Raw genomic sequence first — 15,859 nt, forward strand, 5'->3', positions numbered from 1 at the left:
TCAGCCCGCCTCTCCGACGTCGCGGTTCTTCTGCCGGCGGACGGCGAGCGCGATGTCGACCGCCGTGAGGATCGCGAGCACGATGGCGATCCCCGTCATGATCCAGGCCCGGGAGATGACGCCGAGCACCGCGAAGGCGAACAGGAACACCAGGATGAAGGAGCCGACCCGGATGTGGGCCACGTCGCGAGGTGTGGCGGGCACCATCGCATGGCCCTTCTTGTCCTTGGTCTCGGACCAATTCTTGTCTTCACTCATGCGAACTCACCTGCCCTGGCCGTTTGCCCTTTAACGCGGCGGGTAGCCCGGCGGGCGTGCCCGACCTGCGTCCCAGCGACCCGAACGAGCCCGGGATCACCCGGCGCCGGAGAGGCCGGGGATTCAGCTACCACGGTCCGCGAGGCGAGACGATCCGCGACCCGGCGACGCTGGCCAGGATCAGGGCCCTGACCATCCCGCCCGCGTGGACCGACGTGTGGATCTGCGCCTCCCCGCACGGGCACCTCCAGGCGGTCGGCACCGACGCGGCCGGGCGCCGCCAGTACCGCTACCACGACGTGTGGCGGCAGCGGCAGGACGAGGCCAAGTTCGACCGGGTGCTGGAGCTGGCCGAGCGGCTGCCCGCGTTCAGGAAGAGCGTCGACGAGCAGCTCAAGGGGCGCAAGCTGACCAAGGAGCGGGTGCTCGCCGCCGCGGCGCGGCTGCTCGACGTCGGCTTCTTCCGCGTCGGCGGCGAGGGCTACGACAGCTATGGCCTGGCCACCCTGCGGATGGAGCACGTGGCCTGCGGCCGCGGCACGATCACGTGCTCGTACCCCGCCAAGGGCGACGTGCCCCGCGAGGTCGAGGTGGCCGACCCGGGCGCCTGCCGGGTCGTCAGGGCGCTGAAGGCGCTGCGCGCCGAGGGCGAGCTGCTGCGCTACCAGGGCGAGAACGGCTGGGTGGACGTGCGCAGCGAGGACATCAACGAGTACCTGCGCGAGACCATCGGCGAGTTCACGGCCAAGGACTTCCGCACCTGGCACGGCACGGTGCTGGCCGCCGTCGGGCTGGCCGTCTCCCGCATGGCCGACAGCGACACGGCCAGGAAGCGGGCCGTGAGCCGGGTGGTCCAGGAGGTCGCCGAGTATCTCGGCAACACCCCCGCCGTGGCGCGGGCGTCGTACGTGGATCCGCGGGTGATAACCGCGTACGAGGAGGGCAGGACGATCTCCCACGCGCTCACCGAACTGGGCGCCGACGTGGACTTCGGCAAGCTCGCCACCCACGGTGAGGTGGAACGGGCCGTCATCCGCCTCCTTCGTACCGTTTGAGCGGTTCTTTGCCGGGCATGCGCGGCAAAGAGTAAAGGGAGGAAAGCGATGGAAGCTCCGCAGTACGTCGCGGCCCGCGTCCAGGCGGCGCTGGCCGAGGACGTCCGCACGCACGAGCTGGGCATCCGCGTCGACGTCAGAGGCGATCAGCTGTTCCTGCGCGGCCAGGTGAGCGGCGCCGAACAGCGTGAACGGCTCGGCGAGGTGGCACGGGAGATCGCCCCGGATCTGCGCGTGCACAACGAGATCAACGTCGTCGAGGTCAACCGGCCAGGAGAGGATGAGCGACTTGACTGAGGTGCGCATCGCGGCCGTGGGAGACATCCACCTGGGTGAGGACGTACGCGGCCAGTACCGCAAGAGCCTGGACGGGATCGACGAGCGCGCGGACATCCTCATGGTGGCCGGCGACCTGACCCGGCACGGCACCCTGGCGGAGGGCAGGGTGGTGGCCGACGAGCTGCGCGACCTGCCGATCCCCGTCGTGGCCGTGCTCGGCAACCACGACTACCACTCCGACCTGCAGCACGAGATCGCCGGCGAGCTGCGCGACGCCGGCGTCATCGTACTCAACGACGAAGGCGTCGTCATCGAGTGCCCCGGCACCCGGCTGGGCGTGGTCGGGGGCAAGGGCTTCGGCGGCGGGTTCGCGGGCAAGTGCGCCAGCGAGTTCGGCGAGCGCGAGACCAAGAACTTCGTCCGGCACACGCGGCTGATCGCGGAGTCCTGGCAGAAGGCGCTCAAGGAGATGGACGCCGACCGCAAGGTGGTGCTCTCGCACTATTCGCCCATCAAGGAGACGCTGGAAGGCGAACCGCTGGAGATCTACCCGTTCCTGGGCAGCTACCTGCTCGCCGAGGCGGTCGACACGGCGGGCGCCGACCTCATCCTGCACGGTCACGCGCACAAGGGCTCCGAGAAGGGCATGACCTCCGGCGGCATCCGGGTGCGTAACGTCGCCCTGCCGGTGCTCGGCGCCGCGTACGCCGTCTACCGCCTGTCGGGCGACTGACCGCCCCCGGCGCCGGCGAACCCGGCGCCGGGTTCACCGGCGCGGCCGAAGCAGAAGCCCTTCCCGGGGCCGTCCCGGGAAGGGCTTCAATAGGTACAACTCCGTCTTTATCTATGACAATTCATTGGGCCGGCATAACCACCGGCCCAATGAACGGGCGTGTGGGGCGTCCGCAAACGCCCTACACATTGAAGATGCTGACCCCGCCAGGGCCGACCAGGAACCCCAGAACGATCAGGACGATCCCCCAGAGGAGATCGCGACGGGCCAGAATCACATAGATGCCGGCGATGACGAGAATCACTGCGATGATCCAGAGCAAAGTAGCCATGCCTCCGCTACTGCCCGCGTGGTGGACCCTTTAACATGTTTTCCTGTTCGACCTCGGGCAGGAAAAATTCATGACGACTTTCGGCTACTTGCTGTCCGCGGAGGAACACGGTCCCCAGGAGCTCGTCCGGCAGGCCAAGGCCGCCGAGCGCGCCGGGTTCGAGTCCCTGTGGATCTCCGACCACTTCCACCCCTGGCTGGACGCCCAGGGCCAGTCACCGTTCGTGTGGACGGTCATCGGCGCGCTGGCCGAGGCCACCTCGCTCCCCATCGCCACGGCCGTGACCTGCCCGCTGGTCCGCGTCCACCCGGTGATCGTGGCGCAGGCGGCGGCCACCAGCGCCGCCATCACCGGCGGCCGGTTCCGGCTCGGCGTCGGCACCGGCGAGGCGCTCAACGAGCACGTCATCGAGTCACGCTGGCCGCCCGCGGCCGAGCGGCGGGAGATGCTGGAGGAGGCCGTCGGGCTCATGCGCGAGCTGTGGACCGGCAAGCTCGTCTCCCACCGGGGCCGTCACTACCAGGTCGACACGGCCAGGCTCTACACGCTGCCCGACGAGCCGCCGCCCGTCTACGTCTCAGGTCTCGGGGAGATCTCCACCGAGCTGGCCGGACGGATCGGCGACGGCTTCGTCACCACCCGGCCCAGCGCCGAGTCCGTCGAGCTGTTCCACAAGTCGGGGGGTTCGGGCAAGCCGGCGGTGGGCGGGCTCAAGGCCTGCTACGCGGCCGACGAGGCGAGCGCGCGGCGTACCGTGCACCGGCTCTGGCCCACCCAGGGGATCAAGGGGGAGGCGTCCCAGATCCTGCCGCTGCCCCGCCACTTCGAGCAGCTCGCCGAGTCGGTGACGGAGGAGGAGGCCGTGGGCGGCAGCCCGTGCGGCCCCGACCCCGAGGTGCACGCGCAGGCTCTGCGCGCGTACGTGGAGGCCGGCTTCGACGAGGTGTACGTGGGGCAGATCGGGCCGGAGCAGGACGCGTTCTTCGACTTCTACGCGCGGGAGGTGCTGCCCCGGGTGCGCTAGCGGGCCGGGCTCTTCGTGAGCCCGGCTCTCACGGCCGGACTTTCACGAGCTGGACTTCACGAGTTTGGCGTACGCGAGGTGCAGCCAGTCGGAGGCGGCGACGGCCGTCATCGCCGCCCCGGCCAGCCTCGTCGCCCGGGGCGCGAAGACCAGGCCGATGGCGTATCCCGTGGCGGCCCACTGCGCGATGCAGAACGGGCAGCTCACCAGCTCGCCCACGGTGTTGCGCGGCTCCTCCTTCAGCTCCGACGGCCCGCTCACCCCCTCGAAGCGGGTGAACGGCGCCCTGATCGGGCTGGTGACGGGGTCCTTGGCCAGCAGGCGCGACAGCTTGTGGGTGCAGGCCGCCATCAGGCCCACGTCCATCAGTCCTATCCGCTCCGGCGGACGCCTGCCGGTGAGCTTCGCGGCCACGGTCGCCGCCGCCACGACCGTCCCGTACACGCCGATGATGCGGGCGTAGGTGCGCAAGGGCCTGTCGTGCTCGCCCTCGTACTCCTGCTCGGTCTTCTCCAGGAACTCCGTCATGGGTCGGCGCGCTACCCAGAACCCGTCATTCTACGCGTCAGAGCAGGCCTATTCGGCGATCGTGAGGGTAGCCGCCTTTCATGAGCAGTCACAGCCATGAAGTCACTGACGCCATCCTTGACACGCTCAAACGGGCGAGCTCCGGACTGAAGGACGCGAACGTCAAGTTCGCGCTCGCGGGAGGGTGCGCCGCGTACGCGCGGGGCGCGGCGCCGTCCCTGCACGACGTGGATTTCGTGATCACCGAGCACGACGTCCCCGCGGCCCTCGACGCGCTGCGGAACATCGGGTTCCAGACGGCCAAGCCACCGGAGGACTGGCTGGTCAAGGCGTACGACGACGGCAAGCTGGTGGACCTGATCTTCCGGGTGTCGGACCGGGAGGTCACCGACGAGCTGCTGGACCGGGCGGAGCCGATGAAGGCGTCGGCGGTGATCGTGCCCGTCCTGGAGGCGACGGACCTGGTGATCTCCTGGCTCATGCCGCTGTCGGAGCACGCCTGCGACTACGGCGCGCTGCTGCCCCAGGTGCGGGCGCTGCGGGAGCAGGTCGACTGGGGCCGGGTCGCCGCGGTGACCGGGTCCTCGCCGTACGCGGCCACCTTCCTGACGCTGCTCGAACGGCTCGGCGTGCTGGAGTCGCCGATCGAGCCCGCGGGAGACACCTCCTGGCCGTGAGCCACGGACACCGCTGCGGGCCGCGTCACGGGGGACGCGGCATTTTCGTGCCCGATTCCAAATGATCATGTGGTCCGAGCCCGGCGCCCCGCTCCCGGGGTGCCGGGCTCTCCGGGCTCTCCGGGCTCTCCGGGCTCTCTGTGCGATTTCCGGATGAACCGCGCCCGCCGCCGGCGCTAAGGTGGGCCCCGTGCCGCGACTGATCATCTGCTCCCCGCCGCCCGCCCACTAGCGGGCGGCGTTTCCTGATTTTCCGGGTCTGACCGATCCGGGGGTGGCTGCTGCCCGCCTACGGGCCCTTTTCCACCACTCCCATCCGGAGCGATCTGTCATGACCCAACTGTCCATCCGGCGTGCCACCGGGTACGTGGTCACGGCCGCGGCGGCGTGGGGCACCGGCGGCGCGGCGGGATCCCTGCTGTTCGCCGCGGGCGGCCTCGACGCCCTCGACGTCACCTTCTGGCGCTTCCTGCTCGGCGCCGCCTTCCTCCTCCCCCTGCTCGGCCCCCTGCTCGGCGCCGCGCGGTCGCTGCTGGACCGCGACCTCCGCGGGCACGTGCTCGTGGTGGGCGCGGGCATGGCCGTCTACCAGGCGGCCTACTTCGCCGCCATCGCGGGGTCCGGGGTCGCGGTGGCCACCGTGATCACCATGGGCGCGACCCCGGTGTTCACCGCTCTCGGCGGGCGGCTCTTCCTCCGCGAGCGTCTGGGCGTCCCGGGACTCGCCGCACTCCTGGCCGCCCTGACGGGCCTGGCCCTGCTGGTGGCGGGCTCCCCAGGAGAGAACCCCGCCCCTCTCGACCCCGATCCGGTGCTCGCCGGGACGGCGGGACCCGAGGCGGCCGCCGTGCCGGGCGATCCGCTCGCGGGCGCCGGGTACGCGATGCTGTCGGCCTTCGGGTACGCCGGGGTGACATTGCTGTCACGGCGGCGCGGCACGGCGGCCGAGCCGGGCAGCCCGCTGGTCACCGCGGCCGTCGGGTTCCTCGTGGGGGCGGCGTGCGTGCTGCCGTTCGCGCTGGCCGGCGGCGTGCTGCCGCGGCTCGGCTGGGAGAGCGCGGCCCTGCTCGTCTTCCTCGGCGCGGTGCCCACCGCGCTGGCCTACGGGCTGTTCTTCCGCGCGCTCGGCACGCTGAGCGCCACCACCGTCGCCATCGTCTCCCTCGGCGAGGCGGCCTTCGCGGCCCTGGTCGGGGTGGTGCTGCTCGGTGAGCGGCCAGGCCCCTCGGGCTGGGCAGGGTGCGCGTTGCTGCTGCTGGCCGGGGTCGTCCCGGCCTGGCGGGCGCGCCGGGAGTAGCGGGCGGGTGCGGTCCGCCGGATGGGTTAGGGTCCGTACGGCGGACCGCTCCGCGCGGGCGCGAGGGGAACGGTGCCGGCGAAGCGCGCGTTGGAGGAACTGTGGCCTCGATTACAGGAATCGTCAGAAACCTTCTGGACCGCCCCGGAGGGGTGAGCCTGAGCCCGTACCGGAAGGTCGTCAAGGCCGCGGCCGAGCGCGCCGACCGGGTCAAGGCGCTCGACGAGCTCCCCGCGCCCGACATGAGCGACCTCGCCGGGTTCTGCGCCATCGCCAGGGAGGCCGCCGACCGCACGCTCGGGCTTCGTCCGTACGACGTGCAGCTGATCGGCACGCTCGCCCTGCTCGACGGGAAGATCGCGGAGATGGCCACCGGCGAGGGCAAGACGCTGTCCGGCGCCATGGCGGCCGCCGGCTACGCCCTGCAGGGCAGGCGGGTGCACGTGATCTCCGTCAACGACTACCTCGCCAGGCGCGACGCCGAGTGGATGGCCCCCTTCTACGAGGCCATGGGGGTCACCGTCGGCTGGCTGGACCAGAACTCCACCCCCGCCGAACGGCGCGAGGCGTACGCCAGGGACGTCACCTACGGGCCGGTCAGCGAGATCGGCTTCGACGTGCTGCGCGACCGGCTGCGCACGGACGCGGGCGAGCTGATCGTGCCGGAGCCGGAGGTGGCGCTGGTCGACGAGGCCGACTCGGTCCTGGTCGACGAGGCCAAGGTGCCGCTGGTGATGGCGGGCTCGTCCGACGCGGGCGACACGGTGCCGGAGATGGCCGCGCTGGTCCGCACGCTCGTACGCGGCTACCACTACGAGATCGACGACCAGGCCCGCAACGTCTACCTGACGCCCAAGGGCGCCGAGACCGTGGAGAAGCTGCTGGAGGTCGAGCTCTACGACGAGAACGAGCCCGGCACGCTGATCGAGCTCAACCTGGCCCTGCACGCCCACGCCCTGCTCAGCCGCGACGTCGACTACATCGTGCGCGAGGGCAAGGTGCAGCTCATCAACCCGTCGCGCGGCCGCGTGGCGGTGCTGCAGCGCTGGCCCAACGGCCTGCAGGCGGCCGTCGAGGCGAAGGAGGCGCTGCCCGCCAGCGACAAGGGCGAGATCCTCGACTCGATCACCGTCCAGGGCCTGATCAAGCGCTACCCGAGGGTGTGCGGCATGACCGGCACGGCCGTCGCGGTGAGCGAGCAGCTCGGCGAGTTCTACGGGCTGAAGGTCGCGGTGATCCCGTCCAACCGGCCGTGCGTCCGCGAGGACGAGCCCGACCGGATCTACCCGACGGCGGCGGAGAAGGAGACCGCGCTGGTCGAGGAGATCCAGCGGGTGCACGAGACCGGCCGGCCGATCCTCATCGGCACGCTCGACGTGGCCGAGTCGGAGAGCCTCGCCACGCTGCTGCGCCGCCGCGGCCTCGACCCGGTGGTGCTCAACGCCAAGAACGACGCCGAGGAGGCCGCCATCATCGCCAGGGCCGGTGAGCGCGACGCGATCACCGTGTCCACCCAGATGGCCGGCCGCGGCACCGACATCCGCCTCGGCGAGGGCGTCGCCGAGCTGGGCGGCCTGTACGTGATCGGCTCCGGCCGCCATGCCAGCAGCCGTCTGGACGACCAGCTCCGCGGCCGGGCCGGGCGCCAGGGCGACCCGGGCGGCTCGGTGTTCTTCGTCGGCCTCGACGACGGGCTGGTCACCCAGTTCGCCGCAGACGAGCGGCCACCCGCCGCCGACCCCGACGGCCGGGTGCGCCACCGCCGCGCCGCCTACATCGTCGGCCACGCCCAGCGCGTGGCCGAGGGCGTCAACCTGGAGATCCACCGCAACACCTGGCGCTACACCCGCCTGCTGGAGCAGCAGCGCGAGCTCATCCTGGAGTGGCGCGACAAGGTGCTCCACACCGACTCGGCCGCCCGCGCGCTGGCCGAGTCCGACCCCGAGCGGTGGGCGGCGCTGCCGGAGGACACCCGCGAGGAGACCGCCCGGCAGATCGTGCTGCACGCCATCGACACCTGCTGGACCGAGCACCTGGCCTTCCTGCACGACCTGCGCGAGGGCATCCACCTGCGGGCGCTGGGCCGGATGAGCCCGATCGACGAGTTCCACCGGGAGGCGGTGGCCGAGTACAAGTCGCTGCAGGCGGAGATCGAGCGGCGCTCCCTGGAGGCGTTCGAGGCGCCCGAGCCCGACCTGAGGCGGCCCGAGGCCACCTGGACCTACCTGGTGCAGGACAACCCGTTCGGCACCGAGTGGGACCGCATTCTCAAGCGGGTCAAGGGCGGCTCCGCGCGTACATGATCCGTACCTGACAGAGGATGGCAGGTACGGCTGGGACGCTGGGTGCATGACGACGAAAGCGAAGCTCCTCGCCACCAGCATCGACTGCGCGGAGCCGAAGAAACTGGCCGAGTTCTACCACCAGGTGACCGGGCTGCCCATCTTGCACGCCGAGGACGAGTACGCCGGGGTGGGCGACGGCACCACCACCCTCTACTTCGGCCGGGTGCCCGGCCGCGAACCCGTCCCGTGGCCCAGTGCCGCCAAGCAGTTCCACCTCGACTTCCGGGTGCCCGACGTGGACAAGGCGGTGGAGGAGTACCTCGGGCTGGGCGCCACCAAGCCGGAGTTCCAGCCCGGCGTCACCGACGAGGGCGTGAGCTGGGTCGTGCTGCTGGACCCGGAGGGCCACGCGTTCTGCGTCTGCCCCGAGCGCTCCTGACGTCCTGATCTTCAGGCCGACCCGCGGGGCCCCGCCCGACCGGGGGAAGAATGTCCGAAAGGATGATTCGGTCGTGGTGCGTACGCCCTAGGCTGGAGCAATGCTCCAAGGACCTCTTCCCCGGCGCGGGCGCCCATGACCTGGATCGGCGTGCTCATCGCGCTGGCGGGTGCTCTCGGATACGCGCTGGGTGCGGCGCTGCAGCAGTACGAGGCCGTGTCCGCGGGCGCCTCGCTCACCTTGATGCGGCGCCCGAGGTGGTGGATCGGCGGCGCCATCGGGCTCACCGGCGCGTGCCTGCACGCGGTCGCGCTGAGCTTCGCGCCGCTGGTGGCGGTGCAGCCGATCAGCGTGGCCACGCTGGTGTTCGCGGTGCCGCTGGCCGCCTTCCTGCACGGCCGCAGACCGTACCGGGCGGAGATCCTCGGGTCGATCGCCGTGGTCGTGGGCCTGCTCTGGCTGATGATGCTGGTCCCGCACGGCGACGCCGTCCCCCGGCTGAGCGACGGCGCGGCGCTCGGGTTCATCGGCGTGATCCTGCTGATCGCCCTGGTCAGCCAGGTCGCCGCCACCCGGGTGCGCGGGCCGGCCAGGGCGATGCTGCTGGCGATCGGCGCGGGCGTGGTCACGGCCGGCGTGTCGACGTTCGTCCGGGTGGTGGGCGGCGGCCTGGAGGGCGACCTCGGGCGCCTGGTCCACTGGTTCACACTGGCCGTGCCGGTGCTGCTGATCTTGGCGGTGGTGCTGCTGCAGCGCTCCTACGCGGTCGGCTACTTCGGCATCGCCTACGCGGGCGTGCAGGTGGTCGACCCGATCACCTCGGTGACGGCCGGGGTGTTGTTGCTCGGCGAGCCGTTGCCGACCGGCCCGTCCGCCGCGATCCCGGCGCTGTGCGCGGCGGCGCTGACCATCGCCGGCACGATCACGCTCGGCCGTCTGGCACCGGACCACTCGCGGCCGGCGCCGGTGGCCGCCACCGTAGAAGCTCGTCCGTTGACCGCAGCATCAGATCGGGTGTGAGCCGCGTGGCCGGCGACATCGCGGTGTCGCGCAGGGCCACGGCGACCGGGTTGCCGGGGTCCACGTCCAAGCGTGGCCCGCACCCGCGCGTCATCTTCGACACGATCGCCGGCGCGGGCGCCGAACCGTCCCCGGACGACCTGCGCGCCGGCGTGCGCGAGCTCCTGGCCGGCATGCTCCACCGCGACCCCGCCGACCCGAGCGACGGGTCCGGCGGGGGTGGCGAGGACGGCGGGCGGCCGGGGGTCAGCCGGTGAGCCGGGCTCGGTGGGCCGGCCACTCCTCGTCGAGGATGCCGAAGCAGGCCGTGTCGCGCCAGGTGCCGTCCGGCCTGAGGCGGTGACGGCGCAGCGTGCCCTCGTGCAGGCCGCCGATCCGCTTGATGGCGGCCTGGGAGCGCAGGTTGAGCGCGTCGGTCTTGAGCAGCACCCGGTTGTGGCCGAGCTTGTCGAAGACGTGGTCGATGAGCAGGAGCTTGCAGGAGGTGTTCACGGCCGTACGCCAGTGGGCGCGGCCGTACCAGGTCCAGCCGATCTCGACGCTCTCGTCGAACCCCGGCACGTCGCAGTACGCGGTCCAGCCGATCGCCCGCCCGCTCTCCTGACGCACCACGGCCAGCGGCACGTGCTTGTCGTCGTCGATCAGGGCTCGGGCGGCCGTCGCCAGGTCCTCCTCGGTGCGCGGGGTGGCGATCGGCATCCACCGCCACACCTCGTCGTCCCCGCCGCCCGCGGCGAAGAGGTCGGGCACGTGGGCGAGGGTCAGCGGCTCCAGCCGGACGACGTCGTTTTCGAGCACCACGGGTGCGGGAAGGTTCGCGGTCATGGCGCCGACCTTAGAGGGGCCGGTTCGTACCGGAGAGGGCCACCTGGCGGGTTTTGCGGGCGACCACTGTCGACAGGCATACCGGCCGGTCGGTAGGCTCGCGGCATGGACTTCGCTTTCGACAGCGTCACCGAGGAGCTGCGCGGGCGGCTGCTGCGGTTCATGGACGAATGCGTCCACCCGGCCGAGCCTGCCTTCGAGGAGCAGGTCAGGGCGAGCGGCTGGGGCGTCCCGCCCCTTATCGAGGACCTGAAGGACGAGGCGAGGAAACGCGGCCTGTGGAACCTGTTCCTGCCGGGTGACCACGGCGCCGGGCTCACCAACCTGCAGTACGCGCCGCTCGCGGAGATCATGGGCCGCAGCCCGCACCTCGCGCCGGTGGCCACCAACTGCGCCGCGCCCGACACCGGCAACATGGAGGTCCTCTCCATGTTCGGCAGCGAGTGGCAGCGGCGGGAGTGGCTGCGGCCGCTGCTCGACGGCGAGATCCGTTCGGCGTTCGCGATGACCGAACCCGACGTGGCCTCCTCCGACGCCACCAACATCGCCACCTCGATCGTGCGCGACGGCGACGAGTACGTCATCAACGGTCGCAAATGGTTCATCTCCGGCGCGATGAACCCCACCTGCAAGATCTTCATCGTGATGGGCAAGACCGACCCCGAGGCGCCCAAGCACCGTCAGCAGAGCATGGTCCTGGTGCCGCGCGACACCCCCGGCATGCGCATCGAGCGCGGCATGCGGGTCTTCGGCTACGACGACGCCGACCACGGCGGGCACGCCGAGATCGTCTTCGAGGACGTCCGGGTCCCGGTGGACAACCTCATCGGCGAGGAGGGCGGCGGCTTCGCCATCGCCCAGGCCCGGCTCGGCCCCGGCCGCATCCACCACTGCATGCGCCTGATCGGTATGGCCGAGCGCGCCGTCGAGCTGATGTGCCGCCGGGCGCTGGCCAGGACCACGTTCGGCAAGCCGATCGCCCGGCAGGGCGTGGTACAGGACTGGATCGCCGAGTCCCGCGTCAGCATCGAGCAGTTGCGCCTGCTCGTGCTCAAGACCGCCTGGCTGATGGACACCGTCGGCAACCAGGGCGCCCACACCGAGATCCAGGCCATCAAGATCTCCACCCCGATCACCGTGGAACGGATCCTCGACAAGGCCATCCAGGTGCACGGCGCGGGCGGCGTGTCCCAGGACTTCCCGCTGGCCGCGCTCTGGGCGGGGGCCCGCTCGCTGCGCCTGGCCGACGGGCCGGACGAGGTGCACAAGCGGTCGCTCGCCTACCGCGAGCTCAAGCAGTACATGTGATCCCCCCGACGACAGGAGCTGGAGTGGACGAAGCACGGCTCAAGGAGCGCGTGGCCGCGTTCCTGAGCGAGAACGACCCGGCGGGCGACCGGCTGGAGTTCCTGCGCGCCAGGTTCGACGCCGGCCTGGCCTGGGTCTGGTTCCCCGAAGGGCTCGGCGGCCTGGGACTCTCCCGTGACATGCAGGCGGTCGTGGAGCGCGAGCTGGCCGGCACCCCGCAGATCGACGGCGGCGTGCAGGGCATCGGCCTGGGCATGGCCGCGCCCACCATCCTGGCCTTCGGCACCGACGAGCAGAGGCGCCGCTTCCTGCGGCCGCTGTGGACCGGCGAGGAGATCTGGTGCCAGCTCTTTAGTGAGCCCGGCGCCGGCTCCGACCTGGCCACGCTCGCCACCCGGGCGGTACGCGACGGCGACGAGTGGGTGGTCGACGGGCAGAAGGTGTGGACGTCCGGCGCCCACCACGCCCGCTGGGCCATCCTGGTCACCCGCACCGACCCCGACGTGCCCAAGCACCGCGGCCTGACGTACTTCGTCTGCGACATGCACGCGCCGGGGGTCGACGTCAGGCCGCTGCGGCAGATCACCGGCGAGGCCGAGTTCAACGAGGTGTTCCTGACCGGCGTGCGGCTCGGCGACGACCTGCGGCTGGGCGCCGTCGGCGACGGCTGGCGGGTCGCGCAGACCACGCTCATGAACGAGCGGGTGGCCATCGGCGGCGGCGGTGGCGGCCGGGGCGCCGGCATGGTCGGCGGCGTGCTGCGCTCCTGGCGCGAGCACCCCGAGCTGCGCACCCACGACCTGCACCAGCGGCTGCTGTCGCTCTGGGTGGAGGCCGAGGTGACCCGCCTGTCGGGCGCGCGGCTGCGCGAGCAGCTCGCGGCCGGCCAGCCGGGGCCTGAGGGCTCCGGCATGAAGCTGTCGTTCGCCAGGCTCAACCAGGCGCTGACCGGCCTGGAGATGGAGTTCCTGCGCGACCTCGGCTACGACGACTACGCCTTCCGCCGCTCCGAGAGCATCGACTTCTACGGCCGCGGCCCCGGCTACCGCTACCTGCGGGCCAAGGGCAACTCGATCGAGGGCGGCACCTCGGAGATCCTGCGCAACATCATCTCCGAACGGGTGCTCGGCCTGCCCTCCGAACCCCGCATCGACAAGGACGTGCCCTGGAAGGACCTGCCGCGATGAGCCTGCTCTATTCCGAGGTCGAGGAGGAGCTCCGGGCCGCCGTGCGCGACCTGCTCGCCGACCGCTGCCCGCCGGCCGCGGTGCTCAAGCGCGCCGAGTCGCGTCCGTACGACCCGGACCTGTGGAAGACGCTGGCCGGGGAGATCGGCGTGGCGGGGCTGCTCGTCCCCGAGCAGTACGGCGGCGCGGGCGCGTCCGCCAGCGAGGCCGCGGTCGTGCTGGAGGAGCTGGGCCGCGGCATCGCCCCGGTGCCGTTCTTCACCAGTTCCGTGCTGGCCACGTACGCGCTCGTCCAGGCGGACGCGGGCGAGCTGCTCGAACGGCTGGCCGACGGCCGCTCGACGGCCGCGCTGGCGGTGTCGTTCGCCGCGTCCCCGTACCGGCCGGAGCGCGGCGCGTCGGTGCGGGCGCCGGACGGCGGGACGCTGTCCGGCACGGTCACCGGCGTCGCCGGGGCCGACGTGGCCGACGTGCTGCTCGTCCCGGCCGGCGGCGGCCTGTACCTCGTGGAGGGCGCCGAGGTGCGGGCGACGACCTCGTTCGACCTGACCCGGCCGGTCTCCACCGTGACGCTCGACGGCGCGGACGCCACCCGCGTGGGCGACGTGGACCTGGCGGACGTGCTGCGGTTCGGCGCCGGGCTGCTCGCCTCCGAGCAGTACGGGGTCGCGCAGTGGTGCCTGGACACCACGCTCGCCTACGTCAAGGAGCGTCACCAGTTCGCCCGGCCGGTCGGCTCCTTCCAGGCGATCAAGCACCGGCTGGCCGACCTGTGGCTGGACGTGGTGCGCGCCCGCGCCGCCGCCCGCAACGCCGTGGCCGAGGGCTCGCCGACCGCCGTCGCCGTGGCCCAGGCGTGGAACGCGGGCGTGGCCGTACACGCCGCCGAGGAGGCGGTCCAGCTGCACGGCGGCATCGGCATGACCTGGGAGCACCCGCTGCACCTGTATCTCAAGCGCGCCAAGTCGGCCGAGGTCGCGCTCGGCACGCCCGGCGACCACCGGGAGGCGCTGGCCTCACTGGCCGGGGTGCCCGGCCCCGAGCTCGCCGGGTCGTCCTGACCCGTGCTCACCGGGTCGTCCTGACCCGAGTGAGGTGAGCAGCAGGTCGGCGAAGTGCTCGCCCACCTGGGCGCCGGTCAGCGGCCCGTCCGCGTGGAACCAGGTGCCCAGGTGGTGGACCGAGCCGAAGAAGTAGTCGACGACCAGCTCGGCCGGCACCCGGTCGCTGAACACGCCTTCGCGCTGGCCCTCCAGCACCAGGGCGCGGAAGCGCTCGTGATAGCGGCGGCGCTCGGCCCGCACGGTCTTGCGGGTCTCGGGGGCCAGCAGGTGCATCGACCGGAAGAAGATCTTGGAGTCGTCGAGGTTGTCCGTCGTGGTCTCCACCACGTCGGCCGCCGCCCGGTGCAACCGCTCGACCACTGTGCCGCCGCTGTCGGCGATCTGCGTCAGGCGGTCCATCTGCATGCGCAGGACCCTGGCGTAGATCTCGTGCAGCAGGTCGTCCTTGGAGTCGAAGTAGTGGTACATGGCGCCCTTGGTGACGCCCGCCGCGACGACGATCTCCTGCACCGACGTGCTCTCGAAGCCCTGTTCGGCGAAGAGCCTGGTGGCCTCGGCCAGGAGCCGCCGGCGTACCGGTTCATCTCTCACGGGAGCAAGCGTACCGACTGGTCGGTCGAACGTCTTGAGTGCGGTCCTTGAGGTACCAATTACGTCACCTTAGGCTCACCTTCCTTCGGCATGGGGTATCTCTTTTAGCGGCGAGGGATCTTCGGAGTGGCAGATCCCGTAATGGAACGACATCTTCATTCGGGGAGTTTGCCGTGCCCGGTGGCTCTATCTACGTGCAGCAGGACGAGAAGTTCACGGGGTCTTCTCCGCAGTGGTGGTACGAGAAGTTCTGGCGGGAGGGGGCCCAGAGCCGGCGCCGCTCCCGGATTCTCAAGGCGGCGGTGGGGGCCGTCGCCGGGTTCGCGCTCGCGCTCCGGTTCGGCCTGCCGGTGCCCGCCCTCTGCGGCCTGGCCCTCGGCGGCGTCGTCGCGGGCGTCGACTGGTGGCTCGACTGGCGCTCGTTCCGGGCCACCGCCGTGTGGCGGGGCAGGCGGCGCGGCGAGGTCATCACGGGCAGGCTGCTGCGGCGCGCGCTCGGCCGGCAGGGCTACCGCGTGCTCGACGGCCGCGCCATCAGGGACCAGGCGTCCATCGACCACCTGGTCATCGGGCCGGGCGGGGTGTGGATCGTCGACAACGAGTCGTGGAGCCCTGACACCGAGATCGCCTCGTACGGCGGCAGGCTCTTCTTCGGCGAGAAGTACGGCACGAAGACGGCCAACCAGCAGACCGCCGCCGCGACGGCGTTCGCCGAGCTGCTCAGCCGCGAGACCGGCATCGAGGTCGTCATCCGTCCGCTGATCGCCGTCCACTGCGGCATGCTGCCGCGCGGCGGCACGCTCACGGCCGAGGGCCTCACCCTGCTCAAGCCCCGGCTGGCGGCCAAGCACATCAGGGCCAACCGGACCGCCCTGCTGGACGCGGCGCAGATCGAGCTGCTGGCCCGCACCGCCGCCCGCGAACTGCAGCGCGTCTAGATCGCGTCCGGACCTCGCGG

19 protein-coding genes are annotated in these 15,859 nt (G+C 71.7%); 14 read left to right on the top strand and 5 right to left on the bottom strand.

All coding sequences use genetic code 11. From position 1 onward, the window contains the following. On the bottom strand, nt 1–258 hold the full coding sequence (locus tag ACQEUU_RS32890) for a hypothetical protein (protein ID WP_433073175.1): 258 nt from the start codon (nt 256–258) through the stop codon (nt 1–3). 56 nt (nt 259–314) lie between these two features. Between ACQEUU_RS32890 and ACQEUU_RS32895 the strand changes: the two genes are divergently transcribed. Genes ACQEUU_RS32895 through ACQEUU_RS32905 form a run of 3 tightly spaced genes read left to right on the top strand, consistent with a single transcriptional unit; the run spans nt 315 to nt 2,325 of the window. Continuing rightward, entirely contained in the window at nt 315–1,313 is a 999-nt protein-coding gene (locus ACQEUU_RS32895) for a DNA topoisomerase IB (protein WP_433073178.1), read from the top strand. 48 nt (nt 1,314–1,361) lie between these two features. After that, on the top strand, nt 1,362–1,610 hold the full coding sequence (locus ACQEUU_RS32900; protein ID WP_270156857.1) for a BON domain-containing protein: 249 nt from the start codon (nt 1,362–1,364) through the stop codon (nt 1,608–1,610). Then, entirely contained in the window at nt 1,594–2,325 is a 732-nt protein-coding gene (locus ACQEUU_RS32905; protein ID WP_433073181.1) for a metallophosphoesterase family protein, read from the top strand. The genes ACQEUU_RS32900 and ACQEUU_RS32905 overlap by 17 nt, the downstream gene beginning before the upstream one ends. 181 nt (nt 2,326–2,506) lie before the next feature. Here ACQEUU_RS32905 and ACQEUU_RS32910 read toward each other — a convergent pair whose 3' ends face one another. Next, nucleotides 2,507–2,656, bottom strand: coding sequence for a GPGG-motif small membrane protein (locus ACQEUU_RS32910; RefSeq protein WP_020543887.1), 150 nt, complete (start codon nt 2,654–2,656; stop codon nt 2,507–2,509). A gap of 70 nt (nt 2,657–2,726) precedes the next feature. Between ACQEUU_RS32910 and ACQEUU_RS32915 the strand changes: the two genes are divergently transcribed. Further along, nucleotides 2,727–3,680 carry a TIGR03557 family F420-dependent LLM class oxidoreductase gene (locus ACQEUU_RS32915; RefSeq protein WP_433073185.1) on the top strand — a complete coding sequence of 318 codons (954 nt, stop codon included), beginning with the start codon at nt 2,727–2,729 and terminating at the stop codon, nt 3,678–3,680. Between the two features lie 42 nt (nt 3,681–3,722). Here ACQEUU_RS32915 and ACQEUU_RS32920 read toward each other — a convergent pair whose 3' ends face one another. Beyond that, a complete protein-coding gene (locus ACQEUU_RS32920) occupies nt 3,723–4,208 on the bottom strand; it encodes a DUF1360 domain-containing protein (RefSeq protein ID WP_433073187.1) in 486 nt (161 codons plus the stop codon). Nucleotides 4,209–4,288: 80 nt separating this feature from the next. On the opposite strand from ACQEUU_RS32920, the gene ACQEUU_RS32925 reads away from it, so the two are divergent. The 6 genes from ACQEUU_RS32925 (at nt 4,289) to ACQEUU_RS32950 (ending at nt 10,183) form a co-directional block, all read left to right on the top strand. Continuing rightward, complete coding sequence (locus ACQEUU_RS32925) at nt 4,289–4,885, top strand: nucleotidyltransferase (RefSeq protein ID WP_433073189.1); 597 nt, start codon at nt 4,289–4,291, stop codon at nt 4,883–4,885. Nucleotides 4,886–5,216: 331 nt separating this feature from the next. Beyond that, nucleotides 5,217–6,182, top strand: coding sequence for a DMT family transporter (locus ACQEUU_RS32930; RefSeq protein ID WP_433073192.1), 966 nt, complete (start codon nt 5,217–5,219; stop codon nt 6,180–6,182). A gap of 152 nt (nt 6,183–6,334) precedes the next feature. Then, the gene (gene secA2 / locus ACQEUU_RS32935) at nt 6,335–8,485 is read left to right on the top strand and encodes an accessory Sec system translocase SecA2 (protein ID WP_433073195.1); all 2,151 of its coding nucleotides are present in this window, start codon (nt 6,335–6,337) and stop codon (nt 8,483–8,485) included. Between the two features lie 46 nt (nt 8,486–8,531). Beyond that, a complete protein-coding gene (locus ACQEUU_RS32940; protein ID WP_433073198.1) occupies nt 8,532–8,906 on the top strand; it encodes a VOC family protein in 375 nt (124 codons plus the stop codon). 135 nt (nt 8,907–9,041) lie between these two features. After that, nucleotides 9,042–9,926 (top strand): DMT family transporter, encoded by an 885-nt coding sequence (locus tag ACQEUU_RS32945; RefSeq protein WP_433073201.1) that lies wholly within the window; start codon nt 9,042–9,044, stop codon nt 9,924–9,926. After that, on the top strand, nt 9,923–10,183 hold the full coding sequence (locus tag ACQEUU_RS32950) for a hypothetical protein (RefSeq protein WP_433073204.1): 261 nt from the start codon (nt 9,923–9,925) through the stop codon (nt 10,181–10,183). The genes ACQEUU_RS32945 and ACQEUU_RS32950 overlap by 4 nt, the downstream gene beginning before the upstream one ends. Here ACQEUU_RS32950 and ACQEUU_RS32955 read toward each other — a convergent pair. Next, on the bottom strand, nt 10,173–10,751 hold the full coding sequence (locus ACQEUU_RS32955; RefSeq protein WP_433073207.1) for a GNAT family N-acetyltransferase: 579 nt from the start codon (nt 10,749–10,751) through the stop codon (nt 10,173–10,175). The genes ACQEUU_RS32950 and ACQEUU_RS32955 overlap by 11 nt on opposite strands. Before the next feature lie 105 nt (nt 10,752–10,856). Between ACQEUU_RS32955 and ACQEUU_RS32960 the strand changes: the two genes are divergently transcribed. From ACQEUU_RS32960 to ACQEUU_RS32970, 3 genes are read left to right on the top strand one after another with little or no spacing between them, the layout of a single operon-like run. Further along, nucleotides 10,857–12,059: an acyl-CoA dehydrogenase family protein gene (locus ACQEUU_RS32960; protein ID WP_433073210.1), complete on the top strand. Its 1,203-nt coding sequence runs from the start codon at nt 10,857–10,859 to the stop codon at nt 12,057–12,059. Nucleotides 12,060–12,082: 23 nt separating this feature from the next. Further along, nucleotides 12,083–13,246, top strand: a complete 1,164-nt coding sequence (locus ACQEUU_RS32965; RefSeq protein ID WP_433073213.1) for an acyl-CoA dehydrogenase family protein — start codon at nt 12,083–12,085, stop codon at nt 13,244–13,246. After that, nucleotides 13,243–14,307: an acyl-CoA dehydrogenase family protein gene (locus ACQEUU_RS32970; RefSeq protein WP_433073216.1), complete on the top strand. Its 1,065-nt coding sequence runs from the start codon at nt 13,243–13,245 to the stop codon at nt 14,305–14,307. The genes ACQEUU_RS32965 and ACQEUU_RS32970 overlap by 4 nt, the downstream gene beginning before the upstream one ends. Here ACQEUU_RS32970 and ACQEUU_RS32975 read toward each other — a convergent pair. Further along, nucleotides 14,263–14,901: a TetR/AcrR family transcriptional regulator gene (locus ACQEUU_RS32975; protein WP_433073219.1), complete on the bottom strand. Its 639-nt coding sequence runs from the start codon at nt 14,899–14,901 to the stop codon at nt 14,263–14,265. The genes ACQEUU_RS32970 and ACQEUU_RS32975 overlap by 45 nt on opposite strands. Nucleotides 14,902–15,074: 173 nt before the next feature. On the opposite strand from ACQEUU_RS32975, the gene ACQEUU_RS32980 reads away from it, so the two are divergent. Then, complete coding sequence (locus tag ACQEUU_RS32980) at nt 15,075–15,839, top strand: nuclease-related domain-containing protein (protein ID WP_433073222.1); 765 nt, start codon at nt 15,075–15,077, stop codon at nt 15,837–15,839. Nucleotides 15,840–15,859 lie beyond the last annotated feature (20 nt).

Origin of the sequence: Nonomuraea sp. CA-218870 (assembly GCF_050936535.1) — a bacterium.
Lineage (GTDB): Bacteria > Actinomycetota > Actinomycetes > Streptosporangiales > Streptosporangiaceae > Nonomuraea > Nonomuraea corallina.